The sequence below is a fragment of the Nodosilinea sp. LEGE 07088 genome, assembly GCF_015207395.1.
Classification (GTDB): Bacteria; Cyanobacteriota; Cyanobacteriia; order Phormidesmidales; family Phormidesmidaceae; genus Nodosilinea.
The window spans coordinates 26098-51608 of the sequence record NZ_JADEWX010000028.1 but is presented as its reverse complement, the minus strand read 5'-3'; the positions used below and the strand labels follow the sequence as shown (position 1 = coordinate 51608).

Sequence of the window (25511 nt, the reverse complement as noted above, 5' to 3'; positions counted from 1 at the left end):
GCTGGGGAGGGAGCAGGTTGTGAGGGGACGGGTGCTGCTGGCGCCGCAGACTTATGCCCAGGACTGCCAATGGTAAACGAAACGGGCTTCCGTGGTGTGGGCTCTTCGCTGGGGCCAATAGTCGAGGGGGCTACCGGAGGCAACTCAACGGAGTCTAAAAAATTATCCATAGGGGATGGAAGACAGATAAGCCAGACGGACGAAGACGATACAAAACCCGATTTCAGGAATGCTTGCTTGGGCAGTGGGGGGCTACAAAGTAAGAATCTCCCCTGCATGCTTCAATTTATACCTGAATCATTGGAATTCAGACCAATAAATACTGTTGAATTGCCCAAAATTAAGGGTAAACAGCCCTTTGGGGCAGTGAATCTGAATGACCAGGCCGACGAGGCGGTCGGAGACGCCCATACCCGTATGACCCAGCAGGGGCAAGACCTGGTCGAAGAACTGGAGTTTGTGCGCATCAACTAAAGCGCTTCGGGCCTGGGCTCACCCGCCAATCTGCGACATGGTACGGCCATAGGCTCCAGTGGTGCCCGACTCGCGCATCTTGTAATTAATATCGGGCTTGGCGGCCAGCAATTCAGCTACCTGGCGCTTGAGTTCGGCGGTCGGGACTCCCTGACGGAGGGAGGTGCCGAGATCAATTTGCCCGGTTTCGTTGAGCAGGCAGGGGCGCAGCCAGCCGTCCGCTGACAGGCGCATACGGTTGCAGCGATCGCAAAAGCACTCCGACATCTGGCTAATGAACCCCACCGTGCCCTTCGCCCCAGGGATTTGGAACACATCCGCTGGGCCATTGCCGAGCACATCGCCCTCGGTCAGCCCCCAGCGCTGGCGAATGCGATCGCGCAGCGTCTCCGAATCGACCCAGCCCTTTTGCTCAAACAGGCTGTCGTTGCCGATCGGCATGAACTCAATAAAGCGTACGTGCCACTCTCGCTCCAGAGTCAGGGCAGCCAGATCCAGCACCTCGTGATCGTTGACGCCAGGGATCACCACCACGTTCAGCTTCAACGGCGAAAACCCCACCCGATGCGCCGCCTGAATGCCCTTCCAGACCTGGGGCCAGCGCGACTTGCCCCGCCCGCCCACAATTTGATCAAAAATCGCCGGATCTAACGAATCCAGACTGATATTAATGCGCCGCAACCCCGCATTCCATAGATCCTGTGCCATGCCGCTGAGCAAAAAAGCGTTGGTGGTGAGCGCTAAATCTTGGGTGCCGGGCAGGTTAGCAATGTCGCGCACAATATCGATTACCCCAGGGCGCACCAGGGGCTCGCCCCCGGTCAGGCGAAAGTTTGAGAACCCCAGGGGCATAAACACCTCCTGCAACAGCTGCCGCAGCTCTGCCTGGGTCAGCCATTGCTGCTGGGGCAGATACTGCAAGTCGGCCCCCTCGGGCATGCAGTACTGGCACTGAAAGTTGCAGCGATCGACCAGGCTTATGCGGAGGTAGTCAATGGCAGGCATAGGCGCGGGGGCAAAAACAACAGGTACGTTCTCCCGATTATGGCACCCCCACCCAAATCCATCGGTTCCTCTGCTTAAGCTAACGGCGTCCGCCTACTCACGCTGGATTGGGCTTACCCGGCCGACAATGTCGATTGGGTTTTTCAGGGTGGGTTTTTCAGGGTGAGTTTCGCAGGGTGGGTTTCGCAGGGTTTGCTTCTGATGTCAAACTCAGCTGTCAAACTCAGCTAGATTTTAGGTTTGTCCGTCATTATCTCAGCCCATAGGGAGAACCAATCTATGGCTCGACCGTTTCTCAAAGGTTTGCTTTTAGGCGTAGTAGTGACTGCTCTGGTTGGTTTTAGCTTGGCGAAAGCCTTACATCAGCCTGCCTACGTTGATTTGTCTGGGCTAGTTTTAGTAGATAGCGCCAGCCACCCCGACAGCCGCCTGAACAACCGGATTTTTTTGGTGGAGGCTGCGCTCCCAGAGCCCGTTTACATTAACTCAAAGACTATTGACACCAACACTCTGTACAAGTTGGTGGATCAATCTGTCCAATTTCGAGGTGAGCTTAAACGCCTGACGCTGTCTACGGGCGAGTCCATACTTGAAATAGATGTGAGGGCAGTAAGCCAGGCTACTACCATTAGGTAGATCCATCTTTAGGTGACCTTGGGCTAACGTTTAGATAGCCCGTGCCCGAATGTTGTGATTTAATTCGCCGCTATGGTAACCGCTCTCTCATCTGCCCATACGATCGCCGACTGGCTTGGCCCTGAGGCTGAGTCAATGCTCACCTACGAGGCCAAGGTGTCGAAGTCGATGCTGCACCTGCCGGGGCCCGATTGGGTCGATCGCAGTTTTGCCCAGAGCGATCGCAGCCCCCAGGTGTTGCGCAGCCTGCAGCAGCTCTACGGCACGGGCCGCTTGGCCAACACCGGCTATCTGTCGATTTTGCCGGTGGATCAGGGCATTGAGCACTCCGCTGGGGCCTCTTTTGCGCCCAACCCGATCTACTTTGACCCCCAGAATATCGTCGAGCTGGCGATCGCAGGCGGCTGCAACGCCGTAGCCACCACTCTTGGGGTACTGGGCAGCGTATCCCGCCGCTATGCCCACAAGATTCCTTTCATTCTCAAGCTCAACCACAACGAGTTGCTCACCGCTCCCAACCGCTTCGATCAGGTCATGTTCGCCGATGTCGAGCAGGCCTGGAACCTGGGGGCCGTGGCTGTTGGAGCCACTGTCTACTTCGGCTCTGAGGAATCGACCCGGCAAATTCAGGAGGTCAGCGCCGCTTTCCAGCAGGCCCATGAATTGGGCATGGCCACTATCCTCTGGTGCTACCTGCGCAATAGCGCCTTCAAGCAAGACCAAGACTATCACCTGGCCGCTGACCTCACCGGTCAGGCCAACCATCTGGGCGTCACCATTGAGGCCGATATCATCAAGCAAAAATTGCCGGAGTGCAACAACGGCTACGGGGCCGTAGCGCAGGCGATTGGCAGTTCCTACGGTAAAACCCATAGCCGAGTCTATAGCGACCTCACTACCGATCACCCCATCGATCTCACCCGCTACCAGGTGCTCAACTGCTATGCCGTGCGCATGGGGCTGATCAACTCTGGTGGCGGCTCCGGCGATAACGATTTTGCCGATGCCGTGCGCACCGCCGTCATCAACAAGCGGGCTGGGGGGATGGGCCTAATTTCTGGGCGCAAAACCTTCCAGCGCGATTTCAAAGACGGCGTGAAGCTGTTTCACCTGATTCAGGATGTGTACCTGTCTGATGTCGTTACCATCGCCTGAGGCGGGGCCGGGGAGCTAGCCCGCACGGCGCGAAACATGCCAAACCGACACAGCCCGGTACCAAAGGCCAGCCGCATTAGCAGCAGGGTCGGCACCTCCCGCACCGACTTCACAATTCCCGCTGGCCCAAAGCGCACCATGCCCTGGGGCCGGATCACCCCCTGCCAGATCGAGTCCAGCCAGGAGGGCAGCGTCTCCTTCGACCAGTCGGCGGTGACCACCTGGCCTGCCACCAGTCCGGTGGCCTCTAGCTGTTCGGCGAAGCCTTCAATGCTGGCAAAGGCCGGGTGCGACCACTGGTCGAGCAGCTGACGCATCACCGGCTTTTCCCAAGCATTTAGAGGAATTTTGCGATCATCGCGTTGGTTCCAGTCAGCCACGACCAAAATACCCCCTGGTTTCAGCACCCGCAGTAATTCGCGGGCAAAGACAGCCTTATCTGGCATATGGGGGCCAGCTTCCACCGACCAGACCACATCAAAGCTGGCATCGGGAAACGACAGTGCCATGGCATCATCTACCTGGAAGCGGGCCGAAACCTCCGGGGGAGTGAGCTGTTGGGCACGGTGTACCTGGTTGGGGCTGATGGTCACGCCAGTGACGGCGAAGTTATAGGTTTGGGCCAAAATGCGGCTGCTGCCGCCGATGCCACAGCCTACATCGAGCAGGGTAGTGCCGACAGGAAGACAAGCTAGGCCGCCCCAACGCACCATTTCATGGACAAAGTCGGCCTTGGCGGTGAGAAAGTCTTTGCGCCGAGGGGGAGCCCCATAGTGGCCCAGGTGAATGTGTTCGCCCCAGTAAAATTCGAGAATGCCGTCCTCGGTCCACTGGTCATAGGAATTAGCGACGGAGTGAGAAGATTCATAGCGGCGAGGGGTCAGCAAGTAAACTACGGTGCCTACGCCTAATAGCGCCAGCAGCACCCCAAAAATATTTAGGAGGGTCATTTGTGAAAAAAGACCGTAATGTAACGGTTTGTATCGTCATCTGTCACTGTATTGTGACAAGCTGGAGCCTCCCGAGCAACCCAAAGGGCTTACCTGTAGCCGTAACCGCAATGATTAGGGCTTTATCTGAGTCAATTCTTGACCGTCCTCGCCGTGGAAACGGGAATTTATTTGAGAGTTGAGAGCCATGACTTGCCAGTGGATACCCGCCTAAGGGGAATGACGGCGCTGTCTTGCCCCCATCTGAGTGGCTGTGGTCACACCACCGATCGAGGCACTGTAGGCCTAAATTTTCCGCCAATAAAAACCCCCGACCGTGGCCGGGGGAAACCCCATCAGGAGACGCCTATCCGACGTTCAATTCAAGAACTAAGCCGCCCTTTAAGCGCATGTAACTAGACTATCGGACTCGTGGACAAATGGGGAATCTGGCCACCGTAATTTCACGCAAACTACACGGCTACCTTCAAGAAATACTCACAAAATCTGGGTGCTATCGATAGGGCCGGAGTTTGGGGCGTCTGGTTGACCCTAGGCCACCGCCTCAACTGCAGCCAAAAACTCAGGGTGATACAACTAAAGCAGTGGTTTAGGAGGTATCTAATGCCGTTTTCTGCCCCGCTAACAGGCGCGATCGCAACCATGCTCGGGCTGGCGATCGGGCTTTGTCTATGGATTGGCGGTGCGGCGGCGGCCGAGTATCCGCCACCCTTGTCGTTTAGCAATGCTGAGCTGAAAGGCAGAGATTTTTCGGGTCAGGAACTCCGGGCGGCAGAATTTTCTAACGCCAATTTGGAACTCACCAACTTTAGCGAGGCTGATGTCAGAGGAGCGATATTCAGCGGGTCGGTGGCGACCGACGCTAACTTCCACGGGGCTGACTTTACCACCGGCATGCTTGACTCGGTGAGTTTTACCCGCAGCGACTTGGGAGATGCGGTGCTAGTCGATACTATTTTGCTGCGAACCACCTTTGAGGACGCCACGATTGCCGGGGCAGACTTTTCAGGCGCAATTTTGGACGGGGCTCAGGTTCGTCAACTCTGTTTGCGGGCAGCGGGGATCAATCCTAAAACCGGGGTGGCGACCTGCGAGTCGTTGGGCTGCCGTTAGGTCACGACTACTTTGAGCGATCGCTGAGTACCAGCGCCGCGATCGCCACCAGAAACCCCACATAGCCTGCTACAAACAGCCACTCCTGCCAAGTGCCTGCCACCATGCCCTTACTCCTCTCCTGCTGCTGTAGGCTGGTCGATCCAAGACATGAGCCACCGCTCCATTGCCGTTGGTAGCGCACAGCGGTGGCGACCAGTGGTCTCGATGCAGACGTGGCGGGTGATGGCTTGGGCTGCCAGTATTTCTCCTAACATCACCTGATAGTGAATCTCAAAGGTGCTGTCGTTGAGCCGAGTGGGGTTGAGGTGAATGGCAACGCGATCGCCACACCGCAGCGGGCGGCGGTAGTCCATGCTGGCATGGATAATTGGGTAGGCCCTGGTTTGAGCCTGGAAAATGTCTCCGATATTTAGGCCAGCCGCCGCCAGAGAAGCTTCGTAGGCGATGTGACACATGACTAGCCCGTTGGCAAAATACACCACCCCCGCCCCGTCGGTTTCGTGAAACCGTACCTGGTGCTCAAAGACAAAACCCATAGTCGCTACCCCAGCAGCGTCAGTGCCGATACGAGTAGCGACCAGTCAGCGACCTTTCCCCTAGCTAGCATTGGGCTGTGCAGGCCGAAAAGGATACTCAATCGGAGTACCGTCTTCGCTGGTCTGAGCTGCGTTAGCCCCTTTCGGGTTGAGCGCCAGCATCGGATTGTTGATAATGTCTAGTAGGTTGGCAACGCCATATTCCAGAACCTCGATCGGGTCTACCGCAACCCAGCCTTCGGCGGTGAGCTGACGCAGCTCAAAGTGTAGGTGTGGCCCCGTCGAAGTACCTGTACTACCCACTAGGCCAATCACTTCGCCCTGTTCTACCCATTCCCCGGGCCGGACTGCGACCTGAGATAGATGGGCGTAGCGCGACTCCAGATCGTTGTTATCGTGGCGCAGAATGACTGTCAGACCGTACCCACCCAAAACATCAGACACGGTTACCCGGCCAGCCCGAGTCGCTAAGACCGGAGTACCCATGGGTGCCGCAAGGTCAGAGCCCGAGTGAAACCGCCAACTCTGGTGAATGGGGTGCATGCGCCAGCCAAACAGCGACGAAATCGAGGCGGGTACCGACAGCGGAAAAACGTACTCTTGGCTACCTCGCCGCAGCACGTTTAGCGGGCGCAGCTTTTCGTTGAGGGCTTCGCGGCTGACAATGGTAGTGCCGCCCAGCCGTACTCCCTGGGAACCAACAGCGATTGGCCCTACCTGAATTTCACCCTGATCTCCCCTAGCTGAACGGCTTCCGGGGTTAGCTGAGGCCGTTGGCGAACAGGAAGAATGGGGATCAGATTGGCCCGATGCCAACGTAATTTGGCAACCGGTGGAGCGTTCTGAAAATACAACACTGGGCGTGTTGGCTGCTGGGGTTTGGGTCGCCCCCAAACTGTAGTCGGTGGAATCAATGAAAACGCTGTTGTAGCCTGCGGGCACCGACTCATCGGCGGCAATATCAGCGGGCACCACTGGGTTCGCATCAACCTGTGCTGCTGCCGGGGGCGTTGCTGTGGGCGATGGCTCGAATTCTAAGGTCTCAGATGAAGCTTCTGGCGAGCGTTCTGCCATAGATGCCACGGCTGGCTTGAGCAAGCTTTCAGCCATGGTGGGGGCCGTGCTGGGGGCTGGTAATGTAACCGTAATAGCCGCGGGAGGCGGCGGGGGAACCGGAGAGAACATCGGCTGGCTCGCTGGAGGAGACGTCACATTGGCTGACACAGAGGGGCGCTGCGGTGAAAACTCAGGGCGCGCCACCGATGAGGTTGGAACACTGAGCGTGACCGCAGGGCCAGAGATATGGGTGCTGTTGATGGCTGGAGCCAGATCTTCTGCCGAGGTCTCGACCGCGTCACCTTGGTTAGAGGGTGCTACGGTTACAGGCTCTGCAGTTTCAGCAACGGCCTCACCACTTAAGGCTAGGCCTATGCCAAGGCCTAACATCAGCTTTAACATGGCCAGCGCTGCATAAATCTCGGGAGATTTAGCGGCTGGAATCATCTCTAAGCTATCTTTTTTAGTCATAGTCAGCCGTTACGCATTGTAGCCCAAAGTTACTTTGCCTGGTTGAATCTCTAGTGTTTCAACCACCGGGGAATGGTTGTGGGTTTGTGCTACTTGCACTTGCAGGTTACCCGATGGAGCAACCCCAATTACCTCTGCAGGTTCTCCTTCTAGGGTTATGACCTGACCTAGATTGGCCAGGCGAGCCTGGTAGGCATCGAGAAATGCCTCATCTCCCTGGTTTTGCCAGTGAAGATAGCCCTGCATGAGGCCATAGAGTGCGATCGCAGCTAATCCCTCCAAGGTCTTCAGGGCGGGTGCAGCGGTTTCCGGTTGAATTAGCTGCTGAATTGAAATCCCGGTGGGGGGCACTGGGTTAAAGCCATTGAGTCCCAGGCCAATCACGACATCCTGCACCATGCCGCCGTCGATCCGGGTTTCGGCTAGTACGCCACCCAATTTTTTGCCCTCTATCACCAGGTCATTGGGCCACTTCACCTGCACCGGCAGGCTGAGATTAGCCAAGCTGGTGGCGACTCCCCAGGCGCTAGCCAGCGTCAGGTAATGGCTGCGGTCGGCCGGTAATTCAGGCTTGATCCCCAGCGATAGATACAAGCCGCCTGCTGGCGATTGCCATTGCCGCCCCCACTGCCCTCGACCCAACCGCTGAGTAGTGGCCACTAGCGCTGTACCAGACGGGGCACCTGCCGCCATCATCTCCGCTAGTACCTGGTTGGTAGAGTCAGCCTGATCGACCCAGTGGAGGTGAAACCGAGGTCGCAGTGCCCGATAGGTGGGCATGATGCCGAGGGTTTCAGGGGGTTGTAGGAGGGCCTGGCGCAATCGTTTTAGGTTCACCCGATAATTACCAGCAGAATTTTGTATAAGACGTATCAATAAAGCATTAAGCCTGAAAACTACGCTATCACCTCAAGGAATGGCCGTAGAAAGCCGGGCCCGACTCCAAATAGAACTTGATAAAGTTGCAGGGTATCTTAATGCCTTCTCTATAGGGCTGCGCCCACTATTTTCCCAGGGCTCACCTTGAGGCCCTAGGGACTGGGCAGAGACGGTAGCATCGTAGTGGCGTTTTTAGGGGCTCCGATTGGCACCATGGCAGACTGGTATTGGCGGCCCTGGCAGGGGCAAGAATTTTTAACCTGTGGGCTGTTGCAGCCCTGGCCCCACGGCTTTTTTACCCGTCAGTTTTGGCCTCGGCTGCCGCCTGACCTGGGTGCGGCCCTGGCCGCAGATGCCACCGTACAGCGAGTCAAACAGGTGCACGGCAATCGAGTGCTGTGCCCTGCTGACCTGCCTGGGGAGAATCCGACTGGGGGGCTGGCCGAGGCCGATGGATTGATTAGCGATCGCGCTCAGCAATCACTTTGGGTCTGCTCGGCTGACTGTAGCCCTGTGTTAATTGGCGATCGCGCTACGGGGCAGGTAGCGGCTATCCACGCGGGCTGGCGTGGTACGGCCCAGGCCATAGTGCCAGTGGCGGTCAGTAAACTCCAGGCCCAGGGTAGCCGTTTGGAGGATTTAGTCGTGGCCATTGGCCCAGCGATCGCCGGGTCGGTCTACCAGGTTGCGAACGAGGTGGCGGCGGCGGTGGGGCGCCCCCTAATGACCCAGGCCGCCGATAACGACGGAGCGGTTGACGACGGAGCGGTTGACGACGGAGCGGCCATAGAGGCGCTGTTTGAGCAAGACCATGCCTTCCTGCTGCCGGATGAGAACCCTGGTAAAGTACGGCTGGATGTACGGTTGGCCAACCTAGAGCAGCTCGTACAGTTAGGCCTGAGCCGCGAACAAGTGGCGGTTGCCCCCCACTGCACCTTTCAGGAACCCGATCGATTCTTTTCCTACCGCCGGACAGGAGAAAAGCAGGTGCAGTGGTCGGGCATTGTCAGCCAGGGCAGCCTTGGAATCTAGCCTAGGGTAGCCAGGTGGCCTCAATGCCGCTGAAGGGAAACACCTCTGGATCGGCAAGGGCTGGGGTGGCCGCTGGGCTATCTGCGTCAGGGGCGTTATCTGCAGCCGTCCCTAGAGGGTCTGCTGAGACTGTGGGCTGGTCTATCAGAGGTAGATGCCAGATCTTAGCTCCAGCCTCAGCCGCCGTTGAAGCTGTCTGGTCGGTCAGATCGAGCAAGAGCGATCGCCCATCGGGGGCCACGCTCATATGGATGCGCTGCTGGGGCAGGCGTAGTAAAGGGTTCACCGTGCCATTAGCCAGGGTAATAGCCAGCAATAGGGGCTGCTCGACATAGCCATCGGTGGGCAAAATATCGTCGGTGCTGGCGGCATCGACCAGCTGGCTGGCCAATACGTAGAGCACCTGCTCGGCGGGGTCAAACTGAGCCTCTAAGATCTGTCCCGTAACCTGCAAAAGCTCCTCTTCACCGCCCTGGTTGGTGACGAGAAACAGCGACTCGATAAAGCGCTTCTCAGGGTCGTCTTGATTGAAGTTGACCATCGCTGCTGCCGTGCCGTCGTCGGCTAAGTCGAGCACGCGACCGTAGTTGGGCAAAAAGTCGAGGGGCTGGCGGGGGCCACGGCTATTATTGTCACTCAAGTCAATAATGGCGGTGCCCTCGCCCTGGAGTAGCAGCAGCGACTGGCTGTCAGGGGCAATCAAAAAATCTCCCCCCGGTTCGGTCTCAATCGGTTGAGGCGCTGCGCCAGCCCTCACCAGCCAGGGGCCAAAATCAGCCGGATCTTGCTGATTTGCCCGCTGCACCACAATGATTTGTCCATCGGGGGAGAGATCAAACTTGAGATTTTGGTAAGTATTGTTGTCGAGAATCAGGTCTAGCTTGCCAGAGGTGGTGCCTGTTTGCTGGGGTAAGAACCGCCGCCAGAGAGGGGGTGGCGCTGCCAATATGTCAGCCGGTGGGCGCGGGGTAATGCCTGTGGTAACGGTGTAGATCTGCTGATTGAGCAAACTGTCATCGCGCTCAGTGTTGGTGGCAGAAAACAGCACTTTATCGCCCAGGGGATAGGGTTCAAAGGCCACCACCGAGAGATTTTTGGGGGTGAGAATGATGCGCTCCTGACTGCTGAGGTCGGCCAGCACCAGGCGGTTAGCTTCGTCGCCCTCAACGCCAATGTACAGAAAGGCGCGGGGGCGGGTCTCAAATTGGCCTTGGAAGGGTTCGAAGCGGCTGGCCTCGGCCTTGGCTTCGGCGTAGCGATCGCGCGCTGTACCCAAACTCACCGTAAACGCCTTGCCGTAGGGCAGGGGCTCGGTGAGGGTGTAGGCCATGCGCCGCCCGGCCCAGCTCACCTTACCCGGCAGCGGTGGATCGAGGGTCAAATTTTGCTCCACGCTGGCTGGGTCCATGGGGCGACTGAAGGTGAGCAAAAAGGCTCGATCTTCGGCCCCGACCTGGCGATCTTGCCAAGTAAAATTGCGCACCCGGGCGGTGGCGTGGTCGCCAGAGAGGACCAACAGACCCAGGATCAGAGTTAGCCCGACGATCACAGCGAGGGCCAAACGGTCGAGGGGTTGGGTACGAGCGGAGCGGTGATGGCGGCGACGAACCATAGTCTAGTATTCGTAGGGAGTTCGGGGTTCGGGAATTTCGGTGAGAGTGGCTGAGCCTAGGGTGATCTGGCGTTTGCCGTCGAGGGTGGCGGTCTGCACAGTCGCCCCAATCTCTAGCCAGGTGTCGGGGGCCGGGCGCGGGGTACCAGCAGGCAACTCGACGGGCAGACCCACCGGGTAGGCATCGGCAGCGCAGCAGGTGAGCACAAACCGCGAAATCATAAAATAGTTATCGGGCCAGCCGGGAATGTGGGTGACAAAGCCGCTGACTTGGGCCTTCTGGCCAGCGTAGGCGTCGGGTTCGGGGTAGACGTTGAGGGTGCGAACCCAGTCGACGATGGTGCGATCTTCGCTGTTGCCGCTGAGGGAAAATCGCTGAGGTCGCGATCGCGTCTGGCCCAGCACATCGGTAATACCCCGCTGAAAGGCGGTTTCACTGGCAAAGGGGCGGGGGGTGTAAATGAGCCCAAAAACAGCGATCGCAATCAGTAGGCCCACACTCAACTGGCGGGGCAACAGAGCGATATGTTCTTGGCTGCGGGGAGCTGGCCCCCTGCCCTGACGATAGCTCAGCCACACCTGGGCCCCGCGGACGATACCCATCGTCAGCAACAGCACGGTGGCCAGGTGGGCGAGCCACATATAGTCGGGATGCAGCAGCAAGTAAAGTTTTCCAGTGATCGTAAACCGCAGAAACATGAGCCCCCACAGCAGCAGCATAGTGGCATCGATTAGGGCTTGCCAGGGCAATGATCGCCTAGGCCTACGAGAACCGTTAGTTCTGGGGAGAGAGGTCATGGGTGCTGGTTATCGGTACATCGGTACGTCGGGGTAAATCAATGCTGTTGGTTAACCCGCTCAGCGGGGTTGGGTGACTAGCCCGCATATAGGTTCATCACCAGAGTGAGCAAAAAGGTGAGCTGAGCGGCCAGCACAAACAAGTAGAGAATGGCCCGCCCCTTAAACACCGTCAGCAGCAGGCTGATGTTTTTGAGATCGATCATGGGGCCAAAGACCAAAAACGCCAGCAGCGCCCCGCTGGTAAAGGTAGAGGCAAAGGATAGGGCAAAGAACGAATCGACTGTAGAGCAGATCGAGACCACCCAGGCTAGCGCCATCATGGCCAAGATAGACGTTACCGGCCCCTGGCCCAGCCCCAAAATTACCTCGCGGGGAATGGCCACCTGCACAAAGGCGGCGATCGCGCTGCCGATCACCAGCACTGCTCCTAGCTCGCGCAGCTCTAGCACCATGTTGTCCATCATCATCCGGAGTCGGATAGATAACGAGGGTGGGGCGGTAGCAACCTGAGCCATTACGGTTGCGGCCGGGGCACTGAGCTGGAGCACCTGCCCCTGGGACTGCATTAAGAAGGTGCCAGAGCTGAGCAGCGGCGAGACGAGGGGCTCGCCGGGCTCGGTTGCGGCTGCCGAGTCACCCATGACCCGGGTGAGACTTTCCTGCAAAAAAGGGCGCAGGTCGGCCTGGGTGCTGAAAATAATTGCAATCGTGGTGGCGATGATCAGGGTGAAGCCCACCCGCAAAAACACAATCTCGGGCTGTTCACGAAACGCAATCCAGGTGGCCCAAAACACAATGGGGTTGACCGTCGGGGCCGCTAATAAAAATCCGATCGCCACCGCTGTGGGAGCGCCCTTAGTCAACAGTCGCCGGGCGACAGGCACATTCCCGCATTCGCAGACCGGAAACATAAACCCAATCAAACTCCCGGCCAGCGCTGCCAGCACTACATTTTTGGGAATCATCCCCAGCAGCTTTTGCTCATCCACAAAGAGCAGCAGCGCGCTGGAAAATATGACCCCCAGCAGCAAAAAGGGCATTGCCTCCACCAGCAGGCTAAAAAACAGCGTAATGCCGTTGTTGAGTTGGGTCATCGAACTAGCCCTAGCGCAGGGAAATAGGCCGAGTGGGAGCATCCCCCAGGGCCGAAGCACATTTTAGCGGATCTTGATGCTGCGTGGCTGTAGTCGGGGATCGCGGCTGGATGAGGCGATCCCCTTGGGCGGGGGCGGGCTTCCCTAGACAGGGGCACCTGCCCCTAGGGCGGCCAACACCGTGTCGTGGATAGTGCCGTTGCTGACCACAACCCCCTGGTTATCGGGGAACCGGGCCGCGCTGCCAAAGTCGAGGGGTTTGCCATGCATGTCGGTAACGCGACCCCCGGCCTCTTCGACCACCAGCACGCCGGCGGCATGATCCCAGATTTTTTCGCGGTAGTTGGGCGACTTCGGGGACGGTAGTCGCAGGTAGAGCACCGCCTGGCCCGCCGCTACGGCGGCGTATTTAGCCTGGCTATCCATCCGCATGGAGGGGGCGGTAATGCCCACCGCCTGGGCGATCGCACTCTGCTGACTCTGGTCGCCATGGCCCGACTCTACGCTTTCGACAAAGCGCCAATGGTCGCGATCGTCAGCCGCAGCTACGGTCAGAGGTTGCGGCGTGCCCCCCGATAGGGGCATCATCACGGTGCCTTCACCCCGCACCGCCACCAACAGCAGCCCGGTTTCGCCACCGTCGAAACTGAGGAACGGGCACCCCAGCACCCCTACCTTGAGATCGCCATCTTCGACCAGGGCCAGGGCGATCGCATACTGATCGCCGCGCAAAAATCCCTTAGTACCGTCGATCGGGTCGAGGGTCCAGTAGCGAGGGGCGACGGTGCCAGTGCCGTGGTCGATGGATTGCAGTACGTCGCGATCGGTGGTGCCGGGCATAAGACGCTGCACCTGCTCGGTGACAGCGGCCAGCACAGGGGCTGCCTCAGGCTGCCGGAGGTCGGTAGTATCTTCTTCCCCAACGACGGCATCGGCGGGAAAAGCGGTGGCCAAAGCCTTGCAGACAATGGCCTGGGCGCCGTAGTCGGCAATGGTGACGGGGCTTTTGTCATTTTTTTCGATCGCCTGGGGCACTAGACCCTGCCGCACCGCTTCGCAGAGGAGAGCCGCCTGGGTGACGGCCGCGATGGCGATCTGCTTTTCCTGTTCGTAGGCCATAGAATCCCCTCTATAAAGTCTTTCAGTAATAAACTAGCCAAGATATAAGGCCGATCGCAGCGGCCTTGACCGATCTCACAGAGCACTATACTTCTGGGTGATAAACCTTCGTAGACTTTACGGGCGATGTAGCCGTCGTCCAGCTGGAATTTGTCGAATTTATCGAAACTTCAAGGATGCAGCCAGGCGCGCGGGCCAAAATACCGACAGCTTTGGGCCGCCACCCGAGCCGCATTGCCCAGGGCCTGGGGGAAAGCGGCTTGCAGGCGATAGTGACAGAAGGCCCCGTGGAAAATATCTCCAGCCCCGAGGGTGTCTTTCACAACGACTTGAGGCACAGCTAAGTTGCCTGTCTCGCCGTCACCAATATATTGAATGGGATTTGGGCCGTGGGTCGTGGCCACTTCGGCCACACCCCGGTTGACCAAAGCCTGGCGGGTAGTAACGGCAGTAGCCAGCCCCGGCAGCCGAAATTTGGCGGCGGCGATCACGCTGGTGGCCCAGGGGAGGATCTGATCAAAGCCAGGTTTCCAACTACCAGCGTCAATGACGATGGGAATGTTCTGCGATCGCGTCCACTGGGCCACCGCCAGCCCTGCTGCCATCTGGTGACCGTCGATCAGCACAATATCGATGCCTTGGAGCAGCCTTTCGGCATCATTGGGTAAGGCCGCCTGACGACCCAGGGCGTTACGCGACACGACCGCGCGATCGCCCGTGGCCGCCGTCACCAAAATCGTGGATAGCGGTGGCGGTGCCTTGAGCTGGGGGGTCAAATCCACCACCGCCACGCCCCACTCAGCCAGTTCTGATCTGACCAGGTCAGCTAGGGGATGCTGCCCCAGAGAACCGATCAGAGTGGCTCGGTTGCCCAGGGCAGCAAAGGTGACCGCAGCATTGGTGGCCGGCCCCCCGGCGACCAGCAAACTGGCTTCGGCCACCAGCTTTTCATTGCTGCCGGGGACGTGGTCAACCCGATAGATGCAGTCGAGGGTAATCAGCCCGATAAAAAGTCCTGTGGTCATCAAGATCTATTGCGAAATCTATTGCGAAGACTGGCCTGGGGGACGCGATCGCCACCCCCGAAGGGTAGACGTTTTGCCACCATAGCCAGTGTAAGGTGATGAAGAAATATAACCCGTTGTTTCGTCTATCCCATGGCTGACACCCTGCCGCTGGTTTATCTGCCGATGTTTTTGCACTGCGTAATCGGGCTGGTGGCCGCTCGGGTGGCTTACCACAAGGGGTATGACCTGGGGCTGTGGCTGGTGTGGGGCATGATCGGTGGCACAGTGTCGCTGGTGGATGCCCTGCGGCGATCGCCGCGCGCGGAGCCACCGTTGTCATGAGCTTCTCTCGACTGCAATGGCTGCAGGGGTGGCTACCCGACCTCGACCCCTGCACCCATCCACCCCTGCCCCCATCTACGCTCCAATCTTCGCCCGCAGCTCGGCCTTGATGCGGTTCAAAATTGAAGTTTCATCGAGGCTGTCGAGAATGGTGCCGATCACCGCTCTAGGGCCGTCTGGGCCCCAGGTGGCCCCATTTGTAAGGTAGGTTTTGGTGATCTGACCAATGCCGTAGGTGGCCAGACCCGCCACGCCCCCCTGGGCCAGGGCGACAGGTACGTAGGGGGCCAGGGCAAGCCCACCCGTGGCGATCGCAGAGGCCCCCAGCAGCCCCTTGAGCGAACTCAGGCCCAGGGTAATGACCAACTCGCTGACGGTGATGCCCCCCAGCCCCAGGGCAATCTGCCGCAGCAGTTTGAGCGCCGCCGGGCGGGTCATGGGCAGCCCGTAGAGCCGTGACAGATTGAGAATCAGCATGATATCGATCACGGTGCCGCCCACTAGATCGGCCACGGTAATGGGGTTGAGGGCCACTGCGACGGCCTTGATCATGGTGGCATTCCAGATGGTGTCGTCGGCGATGCGATCGCAGATTTGCCGCTTGCGCTCCAAGATTTCGGCACTCACCCCCTCGGCATACATCAGGGTGTTGAGCGCCACCAGTGCCTTGCCCTCCCGGTGCAAAATATTCAAAATTTTGAGTTTGAGGTCGTCGATCTGGGGCTGGCCCCGCACGGTTTGGTAGGTGACCTCGCCAGCAGGGCCAGGGATGGTCTCCACCGCCAGTGGCGCCGCCGCCGCCATCACAATTTCGTCGGGGGAGAGCAGGTCTTGCAGGCGGCGATCGCGCAGGGTGGCGTAGAGGGCCTGGCGATCGGCCTCGGGGTATTGATCCACCTTGTTGAACACCAGCAGCATCGGCTTACTGGCCTGGCGCAAAGCCTGCAGTGCCTCGTACTCGACCCGGGTGATATCGCCCGCTACCACAAACAAAATCAGGTCAACCTGCTCGGCAATGCGGCGGGCCAGGGCAGCGCGATCGCTCCCCGCCACCTCATCGAGCCCCGGGGTATCGATCAGCTCAATGCGCGACTGCCCCAGGCCCTTAAGCGATACCCGCAGCAGGTCTGGCACCTCGGCGTCGAGGGCAGTTTGGCTCACCACCCAGGGGCTACCCTCGACCACCTGGGTGACCCCGTGGGTGGGGCCGGTGGCAAATACTGGCTGGCCCAGCAGGGCATTCAGCAGCGACGATTTGCCCCGCCCTACCAGACCAAACACAGCGATGTGTACCACCGTATTTTCTAGCTTGTCGATGAGGCCGCGCAGATTTTGCAGCGCCTCTTCGACCCCCGCCTGCTCCCGCGTGGTGAGGTTAAGACGCTGCACCAGGCTGCCCAGGGCTTCCTGGGCGCGACGGTAGTTGTAGTCATCCTGTAGGTCTTGAAAGTCGCCCACCAGATCGCCCAGTTCTTGCTCGACAGCTTCCCAGGTGGCGGCATCGGCGGGGGGTAGGCCCAGGGGAGTGCCCTGGAGGTCGGCAACCAGAGCCCCCAACTCAGCTTCCACGTCTTCCCAGGTGGGGCTGTCTGAGGGGGACAAGGCGGCATCGGGGTCGGTCATGGGTGGGGGTAAACAGGGCTTTCTCTAGAATAGCTAAGCTCAGCCCTAACCCAGGGCAGGTTCTGTTTGGCGGGCTGACCCCCAAAATAATCCAACCAAACTTTGGGGGACATATTTCCACGCTAATCTTTAAGGGTTGGTCGTGGCCCCCAGTTTTTGCAGGCCGGTGATCGCCGCTGAGCTCAGCCCCGTCGCCCCCTGAATCTGCATGCCCTCGTAGAGCCGATCGCCCTGTAGGGTAGCCACCCACCGTTGTTCGGCCACCGACCACAGCTTCACCAGCCCGTCTTCTCCGCCGGTCGCTACCGTTTTTCCGTCGGCACTCCACCCTACCGACCACAGCAGACTCTCGTGATCGGTTAAGACGGTGTCACAGGTGCCGGTGCGAATGTCCCAGATGCGGGCGGTGCGATCGGTACTGGCTGAGACTAATTTTTGGCCATCGGGGCTAAATTGAATATCCCAAACCCGGTTCTCATGCCCTTGCAGGGTGCAGGAGCCCTCCCCTGAGGCTACTTCCCACAGGCGAATGGTGCGATCTTCGCTGGCAGAGGCGAGCAAGCTGCCCGTGGGGTTGAACTGTAGCTGAGTAATGCGATCGCTGTGCCCGGCCAGGGTGTTCTCCAACTCTCCAGTCTTTAAATTCCAAAGCCGCAGGGTCTGATCTTCGCTGCCCGAAGCCAACCATTGACCATCGGGGCTAAATTGCAGGGCGACCACATCGCTGGCATGGGCCTGCCAGGCCTGAAGGCCGTGGTGGGTCATAGCATCCCAAAGGCAAATCGCGGCATCGGCTCCGCCACTGGCCAACAGACGGCCATCGGGGCTCCAGGTCACGGCCCAAATGCGATCGTGGCGGTGGCCCCGCAGCGATTCCAGATGGGTTCCGGTAGCGGTGTCCCACAGATGCACAGCGCCATCGTCCCCGCAACAGGCCAGCGTTTCACCGTCGGGGCTCCAGGCCAGTTCCCAGATCTGCCGGGTGTGACTGCCCAGCCGCCGCAGGGGAACCCCGGTTCCCCGCCGCCAGAGCCACACGCTACCGTCCTGATGGCCGCTGGCCAGCTCAGGCCGATCGGCCGCTAAGACCGCCTTGGGGTTCCAGGCCACCGCCCACACACTGGTGGTAAATCCCTTGAGAAACCTCAGCGCATGGCCCGAGCGGGTGTCCCACAGGCGCAGCATTTGATCGACTCCGCCGGAGGCTAGCAGCGGCTGCTGGGGATGCCAACAGAGGGCAGAAACCCCCATGGGGTGAGCTTTTAGCACCTTCGTAGTGGTACCGGTTGCCACATCCCACAGCCGAATAGTGCAATCGCGACTGCCACTGGCCAACCGTTGGCCGTCGGCACTGAACCGCAGCGACCAAATCCATTCGGTATGACCCGATAACACCTGCGCCGGGTATTCACCGTGGGCCTGCCAAAGCCGAACGGTGCCATCTTCTCCACCACTGGCCAGCCATTGCCCATCGGGGCTCCAGACGACGGCCCAAAGGCTATCGCTGTGGCCCGTCAGCACCTGACACTCGCCAGTGGCCAAATTCCACAGGCGCAGGGTGCCATCGGCACTGGCAGAGACTAGGATTTCGCCATCGGGGCTCCAACTGACCGATCGCACACTGTCGGTATGACCCCGCCAAACCTGACGGAGCTCGCCGCTGAGAGCATCCCAAAGGTGGACATTATGGTCTTCGCTACCGGTCGCCAGCAGCGCGCCCTGGGGATGCCAGCTGACCGACATCACCAGGTTTTGGTGGCCTTCCAAGACGGCAATTTCCTGGCCGGTGTGGGTATTCCACAGGCGAATGGTGCCATCCATGCTGGCGCTCGCCAGTTGCCGACCACTGGGGCTCCAATCCACTGACATTACCCGACTGCCGTGACCCACCAGAAGACTTTGAGTTTGCAGATCCGTGGTGCGGTGAATGCGGACGCCGCCGCTACTGTCGCCTACCGCCAGCTGTTGGCCATCGGGGCTAAAGGCCAGGGCCAGCACAATTCCAAATACGTCGGCAAAGCGGCTCTGGTGAAAGTAACTGCCCGAAAATTTCACCCGATGCAGGGGAGTTGCCTGCAGGTACGCCTGCCAGATCGGCAAGCCCGAAAAGTCATAGCCGGTTAGCTCCAGCCCGAGATAGGTGCCTAAATCAATCCAGTTGCCGGTGCCGTAACCCTGCTGGGCCCATTGTTCAAGTAGGCGCAACCGAGCCAAAACGACCTGTAGCTGTTGCTCCAGGGCTTCTAGAGAGCTGAATCTACGGCGGAGGCGCTCAGCCAGGGGCTGTAAAATCAGCCGCACCTGCGACTGACGAATGTAATCTCGGACGGTGGTTTTGACCAGGGCATAGCGGCTGACCATGGGCAGTGAGGCCAGGGTGGAGGCACTCTGGGTGGCCTCCAGCCGGGGCAGCGGCATGCCCCCGGTCAGTTCGCCGTAGATGATGTCGAGCAGATTCCCCAGCACGTACTCCATAATCACGGGCTGCTGGCTGTAGCGATCGCCCTGCTGTTCAATCAGCGATCGCCAGCGCAAAGACTCTAGCGCCGACAACAGCTCGGCCCGACCCACCGCTGGCAACAGATCGGTCATCAGCTCGTCAGCATGGGTCCACTCGCGATTGATAGCCAGCCAATAGCTGATGGAGCGCTCCAAATCAGACAGTCGGCTGAACTGCTGATCTAATAGCCAGCGCACCCCCCCGAAGACCCTCATATCTTGGGCCAAAAACAGCCCCAGATCGCCTCCAAATAAATCTTGGATGGAGGCCGCCACGATTTGTAGCACCAGGGGGTTGTGATCATAGTGTTGACTTAGAACCTGCCGCTGGGCCTCGGTGCCCGTGAGCGGTTTAGCTTGTAAGATCCCTTCGGTAACGGTGGCCGACCCCGACAGAGAAAAGATTCTGACTGGGGCAGTAGCGGCTGCGGCCAGGGCCACATCAAACGGTTTCTCTCGGCTGGTAAACAACAGACAACTGGTGTGATCGGCCGCCCCAACCGTGCTGAGAAACTCACCGTAGGTGTCATAACCGGGCTGATAGTGACCCGCTGAGCCACTGGTTTGCAACACCGCATCTAGATTGTCGAGCACAATTAAACAGCGCTGGCGGCGTAACTGCTCTATCAGGCTGGGCAGCGTGGGCTCCAGGCTGTGATGGTGCGACAAAAACGTCACCAGCTCGCCCAAGAGCAGCTCAAGCGGTGGTGCCTGCCGCAGCGATCGCCAGATGATGGCATCAAACTGAGGCGATATCTGGTGGGCCAGACGCGCCACCAAAGTAGTTTTGCCCACTCCCCCCAGCCCTAGCACGGTGACGCTGCGGCAACCCTCACGCTGAATCCATTCGCTCAACTGGTTGAGTTCGTCCTGGCGGCCATAGAAGGGGGCTCCATTGGGGGCAGTCCCCCAGTCTGTACGGGGCCAGTCCTGCCGGGGCAATGGCGGCGCCGAAACCATTTCCGTTGGCGATTGCGGATAGTCTAAATCCTCTGGCTCCAAAGGCATTTGAAAGGCTGAGAAACACAGCTCTAGGGTGCTGAAATCAACCGTGGATTGTCGCTTCAGTACTTTTCTTACCGTCTTGGGGGCGATGCGGATGCAGTCGCCCAACTCCTGTAGATTGAGCCGTCGGCCCTCGAAGTCTCTCTGTTCGGCCATGCGAATGGCTGCTCGTAGACGAGTGAGCCCCCGGGGCGATAGCACCGCCCCTCGCTGTCGGCGCTGGGATGATTCGTTTGCTGCTTCAGGCATAGGGCGATTGAGAATTCTAGCGAGTCTAAAGCTCAAGCCAACTTAAAAAAATAGCTTAACAGGGCGATCTTACCTTTGCTCTAGCTGGCATTGGATGCTATACCTAAACATGGTTTCACTTAACGGGGCTGACATACTGCCGCTTGGTTGAGTTAGGTCTGTCGTCGTCAGGCGAGGGGCAAAAAAGTGCGGTTGGGTTTCTCCGTGTAGTGAGTAGTAGGGCTGAGTAGTAGAGCTGGTGAGGTGCGCTGCCTGAATAGTGCAGATATCACCAAGCCATTGTTGCCAAAGACCACAGCCTGCCTTCTCCTAAATAAAGAAATTAGGTAAACGCTGCCAATTTAAGTTATTGGTGTTGGAGTTACGTAAAGAATTTTGCCCAAGTCTACTAAGCAGAAACCTATAGCATTCATTGCTTATTGGGTATTCTAAAAAGGATCCGCTAAGATGTTAAGAAACTTAGTATAAATGTAGTAAAAAGATTTTTATTGGCAGCAAGACTTACTTTCGCTTTTACTCTAAGGTGAGCTTCGTGCCTCTAGTGCCGAGCCTGTAAAAAGCTTCTGATTTCGATTTTATCTCGTCATCAAACCATTAAATAACCCAATTTCATTTGGTTTTATTCAAAAAAATCTCCCTTGGCCCTGCCATTACCTCACTTAATAACATCTAAATATTATCTGCGTCGTTGACATGTCCGACTACAGCCCTGGCAATCGCGAAACTCAAAGCGTCCCACGCAGTATTCTGATCGTGGATGATACGGTAGAAAACCTGAGCCTACTGGCCAGCCTGTTGTCTGCTCAAGGCTATGACGTGCGGATGGCTCCCAGCGGAGCACTGGCCTTGATGGCCATTCAGCAAAGTGCCCCTGACCTGGTTTTGCTAGATATTCGCATGCCGAAGATGAATGGCTATGAGGTCTGCCAGCAGATCAAGGCCAATGAGCATACCCGTCATATTCCAGTTATTTTTCTCAGCGCGCTACAGGAGGGTAACGATAAAGCTAGGGCGTTTGAGGTAGGTGGGGCTGACTATATTACTAAGCCGCTGCAGGCTGAAGAGGTGATGGCTCGGGTGCAGTATCAGCTGCAAGTTTTAGATCTGCAACAGCATCTAAACTATCAGCAAGCACTACTGATGGAACAAAATCAGCAGTTGCAGCAGGAAATTTGCGATCGCAAACGCGTCGAGGCAGAGCTATTGCAGGAAAAATCCCTGCTGCGTAGCGTGATTGATGCCATTCCAGACCTGATTTTCTTCAAAAACCAGCAGGGTCAGTACATCGTCTGGAATCAAGCCTTTGAACTCTTTACCGGGGTAGAGGCTGAATCGATTCGACAGCGCACCGATGCTGACTTATTTTCTCCCCAGGCGGCCGCATGGATTCAGACCCATGATAGCCAGGTCTTGAGGACTGGTGAACCCCTTCGCCATGAAGAATGGGCCACAACCCCCGACCAAAACCGGCGATTGCTCGATACCTATAAAATCCCCATCTACAGCCCCGAAGGAGTTTTACTAGGGCTAATTGGCGTCTGCCGCGACATGACCGACCGTAAGATTGTCGAAGATCACCTGAACCGAACGACGTCTCGGCTATCTACCTTAATTGGTAACTTACAGGCCGGCATCCTAGTCGAAAATGAGCATCGAGAGATTGTGCTGGCCAATCAAAGGTTTTGTGACATTTTTGGGGTTGAGCAGAAACCAGCGGCGCTGCTAGGAGCAGACTGTAGCCAGGTGGCCGCCCAGAGTGCGGCTATCTTTGTGAATCCAGACCAGGTGATTCAGCGCATCAATGAATTACTAGAGACGAAAAAACCTGTCACCGGGGAAGAAATAGTTCTCAAAGATGGGCGTGTTTTAGAGCGAGACTACGTGCCCATTGTTTCTGGCGATCGCTTTCAGGGTTATCTCTGGCAATATCGAGACATCACCAGCCGCAAAGCCAGTGAGCAGGCCTTAATTAAAACCTCTCAAACCCTAAAGGAATTTAGCCACAACCTCAAACAGATTCACCGTCTAAATATTCAAAACTTTGACAGCATTGACGATCTTTTTGAAGATTACATCCGCACCGGCTGCCAAATTTTAAATTTCTCAGGAGGGGCGATCGGATCCCTTCAAAGCCAAGATTACAAGATTGAAGCGGTTCAATCTAATCTCGAAGCGCTCTACCCTGGCCTTCAGTGTAGAGTAGACAACACCCTTTGTCTCCAAGCAATTCAGACTCGCCAAACCGTTTCCTATCCTCATTTAGGCAGTTTAACTGATATAGAAAATAACCCGACTTATCAAGCTTTTGAATGGGGATCATTCATCAGCACGCCCATTTTTGTCGATGATCGAGTGTTTGGCACCTTTTGCTTTTTCTCTGAACAGCCTAGAGAGCATGGATTTGTTAACCATGAGCATGAAATTATTGAATTAATGGCTCAAAGTATTGGCAAATTTATTCGCTCCCGTGAAATGGAGCAACAGCAACAGGCCGTAGAAGCGGCCCTGCGAGAAAGTGAATCGCGATTTCGCCAGCTAGCTGAGCACATTGAGAATGTCTTTTGGATCTTAGAGCCCTCTCGCCAGCAGTTTGTCTATGTCTCTGACGCCTACGAAACGATCTGGGGGCGACCCTGCAGCGAAATTTTGCGCAATCCTGAGCTGTGGCAGGCGGCCATTCATCCAGAAGATGCCACTCGCGTGGCCGTCAAACAGGCTGCCGGGCAGAGCTACGACGAAGAATATCGGATCCTCCGCCCCGATGGTTCCCTGCGCTGGATTCGAGACCAGGCTTTTCCGATCTTTGACGAAGCGGGACAGGTGTATCGGCTGGTGGGGCTAGCCGAAGACATTTCCGATCTTAAAAATCAGGAGCAGGCCCTGCGGCTGATTTTTGAAGGCACCGCCGCTAAGACCGGGCAAGAATTCTGCCGCTCCCTGACGCGCTATCTGGCCGAGGTGCTGCAGGTTCGCTACGTCTTGGTCGCTCAGCAAATCGCCCCCAATCACATGCGTTCTCTGGCCTTTTGGCACCATAACGGCTTTGACAACGATTTTGAATACACCACGACAGGCACTCCCTGTGAGTTGCTTAGTCACGGGCAAGTTGTCTACTATGGCGAAAATTTACAAGCCCACTACCCGCAGGCCCAAAACCTAAAGCAATGGGGGGCAACCAGCTATATGGGCGTCCCCCTGACCGACTCCAACAATCAAGTGATTGGGGTGCTGGTAGTCATGGATGACCGACCGATGCCGCCCAGCAAGCCCCGCGAATTAATTCTAAAAATATTTGCAGCCCGAGCGGGGGCAGAGTTAGAGCGCCAAACCTTTGAGAATGAGCTGCAGCGAGCCCGAGACATCGCCGATGCCGCTAACCTAGCTAAGAGCAGATTTTTGGCGAATATGAGCCATGAATTGCGCACTCCTCTAAACACCATCTTAGGATTTAGCCAGCTCATCTTGCGGGAGGGCCACCTCGATCGCACGACCCAAGACTATCTCAGCATTGTGAATCGAAGTGGGGGGCATCTGTTAACTCTAATTAACGATGTCTTAGAAATGTCTAAGATTGAGGCAGGCAAGGTGGTGCTTAATCCCCATCCCTTTGAGCTGCATCAGTTTCTGCAAACTCTGGAGGATATGTTTTCCCTCAGAGCCAAGGCCAAAAACATCAGCCTGATCATTGACTGTGCTCCTGAAATTCCTGTTTATATCCAGGCCGATGAGAGTAAACTGCGACAAGTATTGATCAACCTGTTGGGCAATGCGGTGAAATTTTCCCAGCGGGGGCAGGTTGTTTTGCAGGTCAACGCCACTCGCAAAACGAGGCCCGACGCTAAGGCCCTATCCGCCACCGAATTGTCACGATCGCTACCTATACTCTTATCATTTCAGGTCATGGATGATGGCCCAGGCATTGCCCCCGAGGAGCAGAAAATGCTCTTCGAGCCTTTTGTTCAAACGGAAACAGGTATCAGATCTCAGGAAGGTACGGGGTTAGGGTTACCGATTAGCCAGCGGTTTGTGCAGCTCATGGGAGGTAACATTCAGGTTCAAAGCACGCTGGGGCAAGGGTCAGCCTTTGCCTTTGATATCGAGGTTTTGGCGGCCTCCAGCGCAGATATGACGGTGCCAGCGCTAATGCCCCCCTTGATTGAGACGTTAGCGCCCGGGCAGCCTCAGTACCGGCTGTTGGTGGTAGACGATCATCGGGCTAATCAACGGCTTCTAGTCAAACTCCTGGAGTCCGTCGGGTTTACGGTTCAGACAGCCGACGATGGCATCGTCGCTGTGGAAAAAGCCTTGGCTTGGCAGCCGCATTTAATTTGGATGGACATTCGCATGCCTAGAATGGATGGCTACACCGCCACTCAGCAGATCAAGACCGCCGGCCTACAGCCAGCCCCCGTGATTATTGCCCTGACGGCTAGCACCTTTGAAGATGAGCGTACCCGAGTATTGGCGGCTGGCTGTGACGACTTTGTTAGAAAACCGTTTCAGTCAGAGCAAATTTTCCAAAAAATTGCTCAACACCTACCGGTGCGCTATCTCTATAAAGCTGATACCCAGGCCTCGCTATCTGATCGGGAGGCGCATTACCCGGAGATAATGTCAACCTGTCAACTGGCTATGGCCCTCGAAACGATCGCCCAACCGTGGCGTCAATCTCTATATCAAGCTGCCCTGCGGGGGTCGGATGAACAAATTTTGCAGCTGGTGCAGGCGTTGCCCCCCGAACAGGTTGACCTAGCTGCAGCCCTGACAGCCTGGGCCCAAAATTTTCAGTTCGATCCGATCTTGGCCATCCTAGAGCGCGAGTCATCGTCCTAGACACCTGGATGCTCTAT

General features: G+C 57.4%; 18 protein-coding genes. 6 read left to right on the top strand and 12 right to left on the bottom strand.

The features are described from left to right. Positions 1 to 330: 330 nt before the first annotated feature. Positions 331 to 474, top strand: a complete 144-nt coding sequence (locus IQ254_RS09450; protein WP_193965923.1) for a hypothetical protein — start codon at positions 331 to 333, stop codon at positions 472 to 474. A gap of 18 nt (positions 475 to 492) precedes the next feature. Here the strand turns inward: IQ254_RS09450 and moaA are convergent, their stop codons facing one another. After that, positions 493 to 1479: a GTP 3',8-cyclase MoaA gene (moaA, locus tag IQ254_RS09445; protein WP_193965922.1), complete on the bottom strand. Its 987-nt coding sequence runs from the start codon at positions 1477 to 1479 to the stop codon at positions 493 to 495. Between the two features lie 708 nt (positions 1480 to 2187). On the opposite strand from moaA, the gene IQ254_RS09440 reads away from it, so the two are divergent. Continuing rightward, positions 2188 to 3270: a class I fructose-bisphosphate aldolase gene (locus IQ254_RS09440; RefSeq protein WP_193965921.1), complete on the top strand. Its 1083-nt coding sequence runs from the start codon at positions 2188 to 2190 to the stop codon at positions 3268 to 3270. Here the strand turns inward: IQ254_RS09440 and IQ254_RS09435 are convergent. Beyond that, entirely contained in the window at positions 3231 to 4220 is a 990-nt protein-coding gene (locus IQ254_RS09435; protein ID WP_193965920.1) for a methyltransferase domain-containing protein, read from the bottom strand. The two genes, IQ254_RS09440 and IQ254_RS09435, sit on opposite strands and share 40 nt — an antisense overlap. Before the next feature lie 642 nt (positions 4221 to 4862). On the opposite strand from IQ254_RS09435, the gene IQ254_RS09430 reads away from it, so the two are divergent. Then, on the top strand, positions 4863 to 5333 hold the full coding sequence (locus IQ254_RS09430; protein WP_193965928.1) for a pentapeptide repeat-containing protein: 471 nt from the start codon (positions 4863 to 4865) through the stop codon (positions 5331 to 5333). A 110-nt stretch (positions 5334 to 5443) separates the two neighbouring features. Here the strand turns inward: IQ254_RS09430 and IQ254_RS09425 are convergent, their stop codons facing one another. From IQ254_RS09425 to IQ254_RS09415, 3 genes are read right to left on the bottom strand one after another with little or no spacing between them, the layout of a single operon-like run. Continuing rightward, positions 5444 to 5872: a thioesterase family protein gene (locus tag IQ254_RS09425; RefSeq protein WP_193965919.1), complete on the bottom strand. Its 429-nt coding sequence runs from the start codon at positions 5870 to 5872 to the stop codon at positions 5444 to 5446. A 60-nt stretch (positions 5873 to 5932) separates the two neighbouring features. After that, positions 5933 to 7399, bottom strand: a complete 1467-nt coding sequence (locus IQ254_RS09420) for a peptidoglycan DD-metalloendopeptidase family protein (RefSeq protein WP_228040426.1) — start codon at positions 7397 to 7399, stop codon at positions 5933 to 5935. Positions 7400 to 7408: 9 nt separating this feature from the next. Next, complete coding sequence (locus IQ254_RS09415) at positions 7409 to 8236, bottom strand: biotin--[acetyl-CoA-carboxylase] ligase (protein WP_193965918.1); 828 nt, start codon at positions 8234 to 8236, stop codon at positions 7409 to 7411. Positions 8237 to 8491: 255 nt separating this feature from the next. On the opposite strand from IQ254_RS09415, the gene pgeF reads away from it, so the two are divergent. Continuing rightward, positions 8492 to 9310 carry a peptidoglycan editing factor PgeF gene (gene pgeF, locus IQ254_RS09410; RefSeq protein WP_193965917.1) on the top strand — a complete coding sequence of 273 codons (819 nt, stop codon included), beginning with the start codon at positions 8492 to 8494 and terminating at the stop codon, positions 9308 to 9310. A 1-nt stretch (position 9311) separates the two neighbouring features. Here the strand turns inward: pgeF and IQ254_RS09405 are convergent, their stop codons facing one another. From IQ254_RS09405 to IQ254_RS09385, 5 genes are all read right to left on the bottom strand, one after another. Continuing rightward, the gene (locus IQ254_RS09405) at positions 9312 to 10922 is read right to left on the bottom strand and encodes an Ig-like domain-containing protein (protein WP_193965916.1); all 1611 of its coding nucleotides are present in this window, start codon (positions 10920 to 10922) and stop codon (positions 9312 to 9314) included. Between the two features lie 3 nt (positions 10923 to 10925). Further along, positions 10926 to 11720, bottom strand: coding sequence for a TIGR03943 family protein (locus IQ254_RS09400; RefSeq protein WP_228040424.1), 795 nt, complete (start codon positions 11718 to 11720; stop codon positions 10926 to 10928). Positions 11721 to 11797: 77 nt separating this feature from the next. Next, complete coding sequence (locus IQ254_RS09395) at positions 11798 to 12817, bottom strand: permease (RefSeq protein WP_193965915.1); 1020 nt, start codon at positions 12815 to 12817, stop codon at positions 11798 to 11800. Between the two features lie 144 nt (positions 12818 to 12961). Then, positions 12962 to 13936 carry a 3'(2'),5'-bisphosphate nucleotidase gene (locus IQ254_RS09390; protein ID WP_193965914.1) on the bottom strand — a complete coding sequence of 325 codons (975 nt, stop codon included), beginning with the start codon at positions 13934 to 13936 and terminating at the stop codon, positions 12962 to 12964. A gap of 170 nt (positions 13937 to 14106) precedes the next feature. Then, positions 14107 to 14961 carry a PfkB family carbohydrate kinase gene (locus IQ254_RS09385; protein ID WP_193965913.1) on the bottom strand — a complete coding sequence of 285 codons (855 nt, stop codon included), beginning with the start codon at positions 14959 to 14961 and terminating at the stop codon, positions 14107 to 14109. A 132-nt stretch (positions 14962 to 15093) separates the two neighbouring features. Here IQ254_RS09385 and IQ254_RS09380 point away from each other — a divergent pair, with 132 nt between their 5' ends. Then, the gene (locus IQ254_RS09380; protein ID WP_193965912.1) at positions 15094 to 15285 is read left to right on the top strand and encodes a hypothetical protein; all 192 of its coding nucleotides are present in this window, start codon (positions 15094 to 15096) and stop codon (positions 15283 to 15285) included. Between the two features lie 75 nt (positions 15286 to 15360). Here the strand turns inward: IQ254_RS09380 and IQ254_RS09375 are convergent, their stop codons facing one another. Continuing rightward, positions 15361 to 16908, bottom strand: coding sequence for a GTP-binding protein (locus tag IQ254_RS09375; RefSeq protein ID WP_193965911.1), 1548 nt, complete (start codon positions 16906 to 16908; stop codon positions 15361 to 15363). Positions 16909 to 17037: 129 nt separating this feature from the next. Next, the gene (locus IQ254_RS09370; RefSeq protein ID WP_193965910.1) at positions 17038 to 20661 is read right to left on the bottom strand and encodes an AAA family ATPase; all 3624 of its coding nucleotides are present in this window, start codon (positions 20659 to 20661) and stop codon (positions 17038 to 17040) included. 693 nt (positions 20662 to 21354) lie between these two features. On the opposite strand from IQ254_RS09370, the gene IQ254_RS09365 reads away from it, so the two are divergent. Further along, positions 21355 to 25494, top strand: coding sequence for a response regulator (locus IQ254_RS09365; protein ID WP_193965909.1), 4140 nt, complete (start codon positions 21355 to 21357; stop codon positions 25492 to 25494). Positions 25495 to 25511 lie beyond the last annotated feature (17 nt).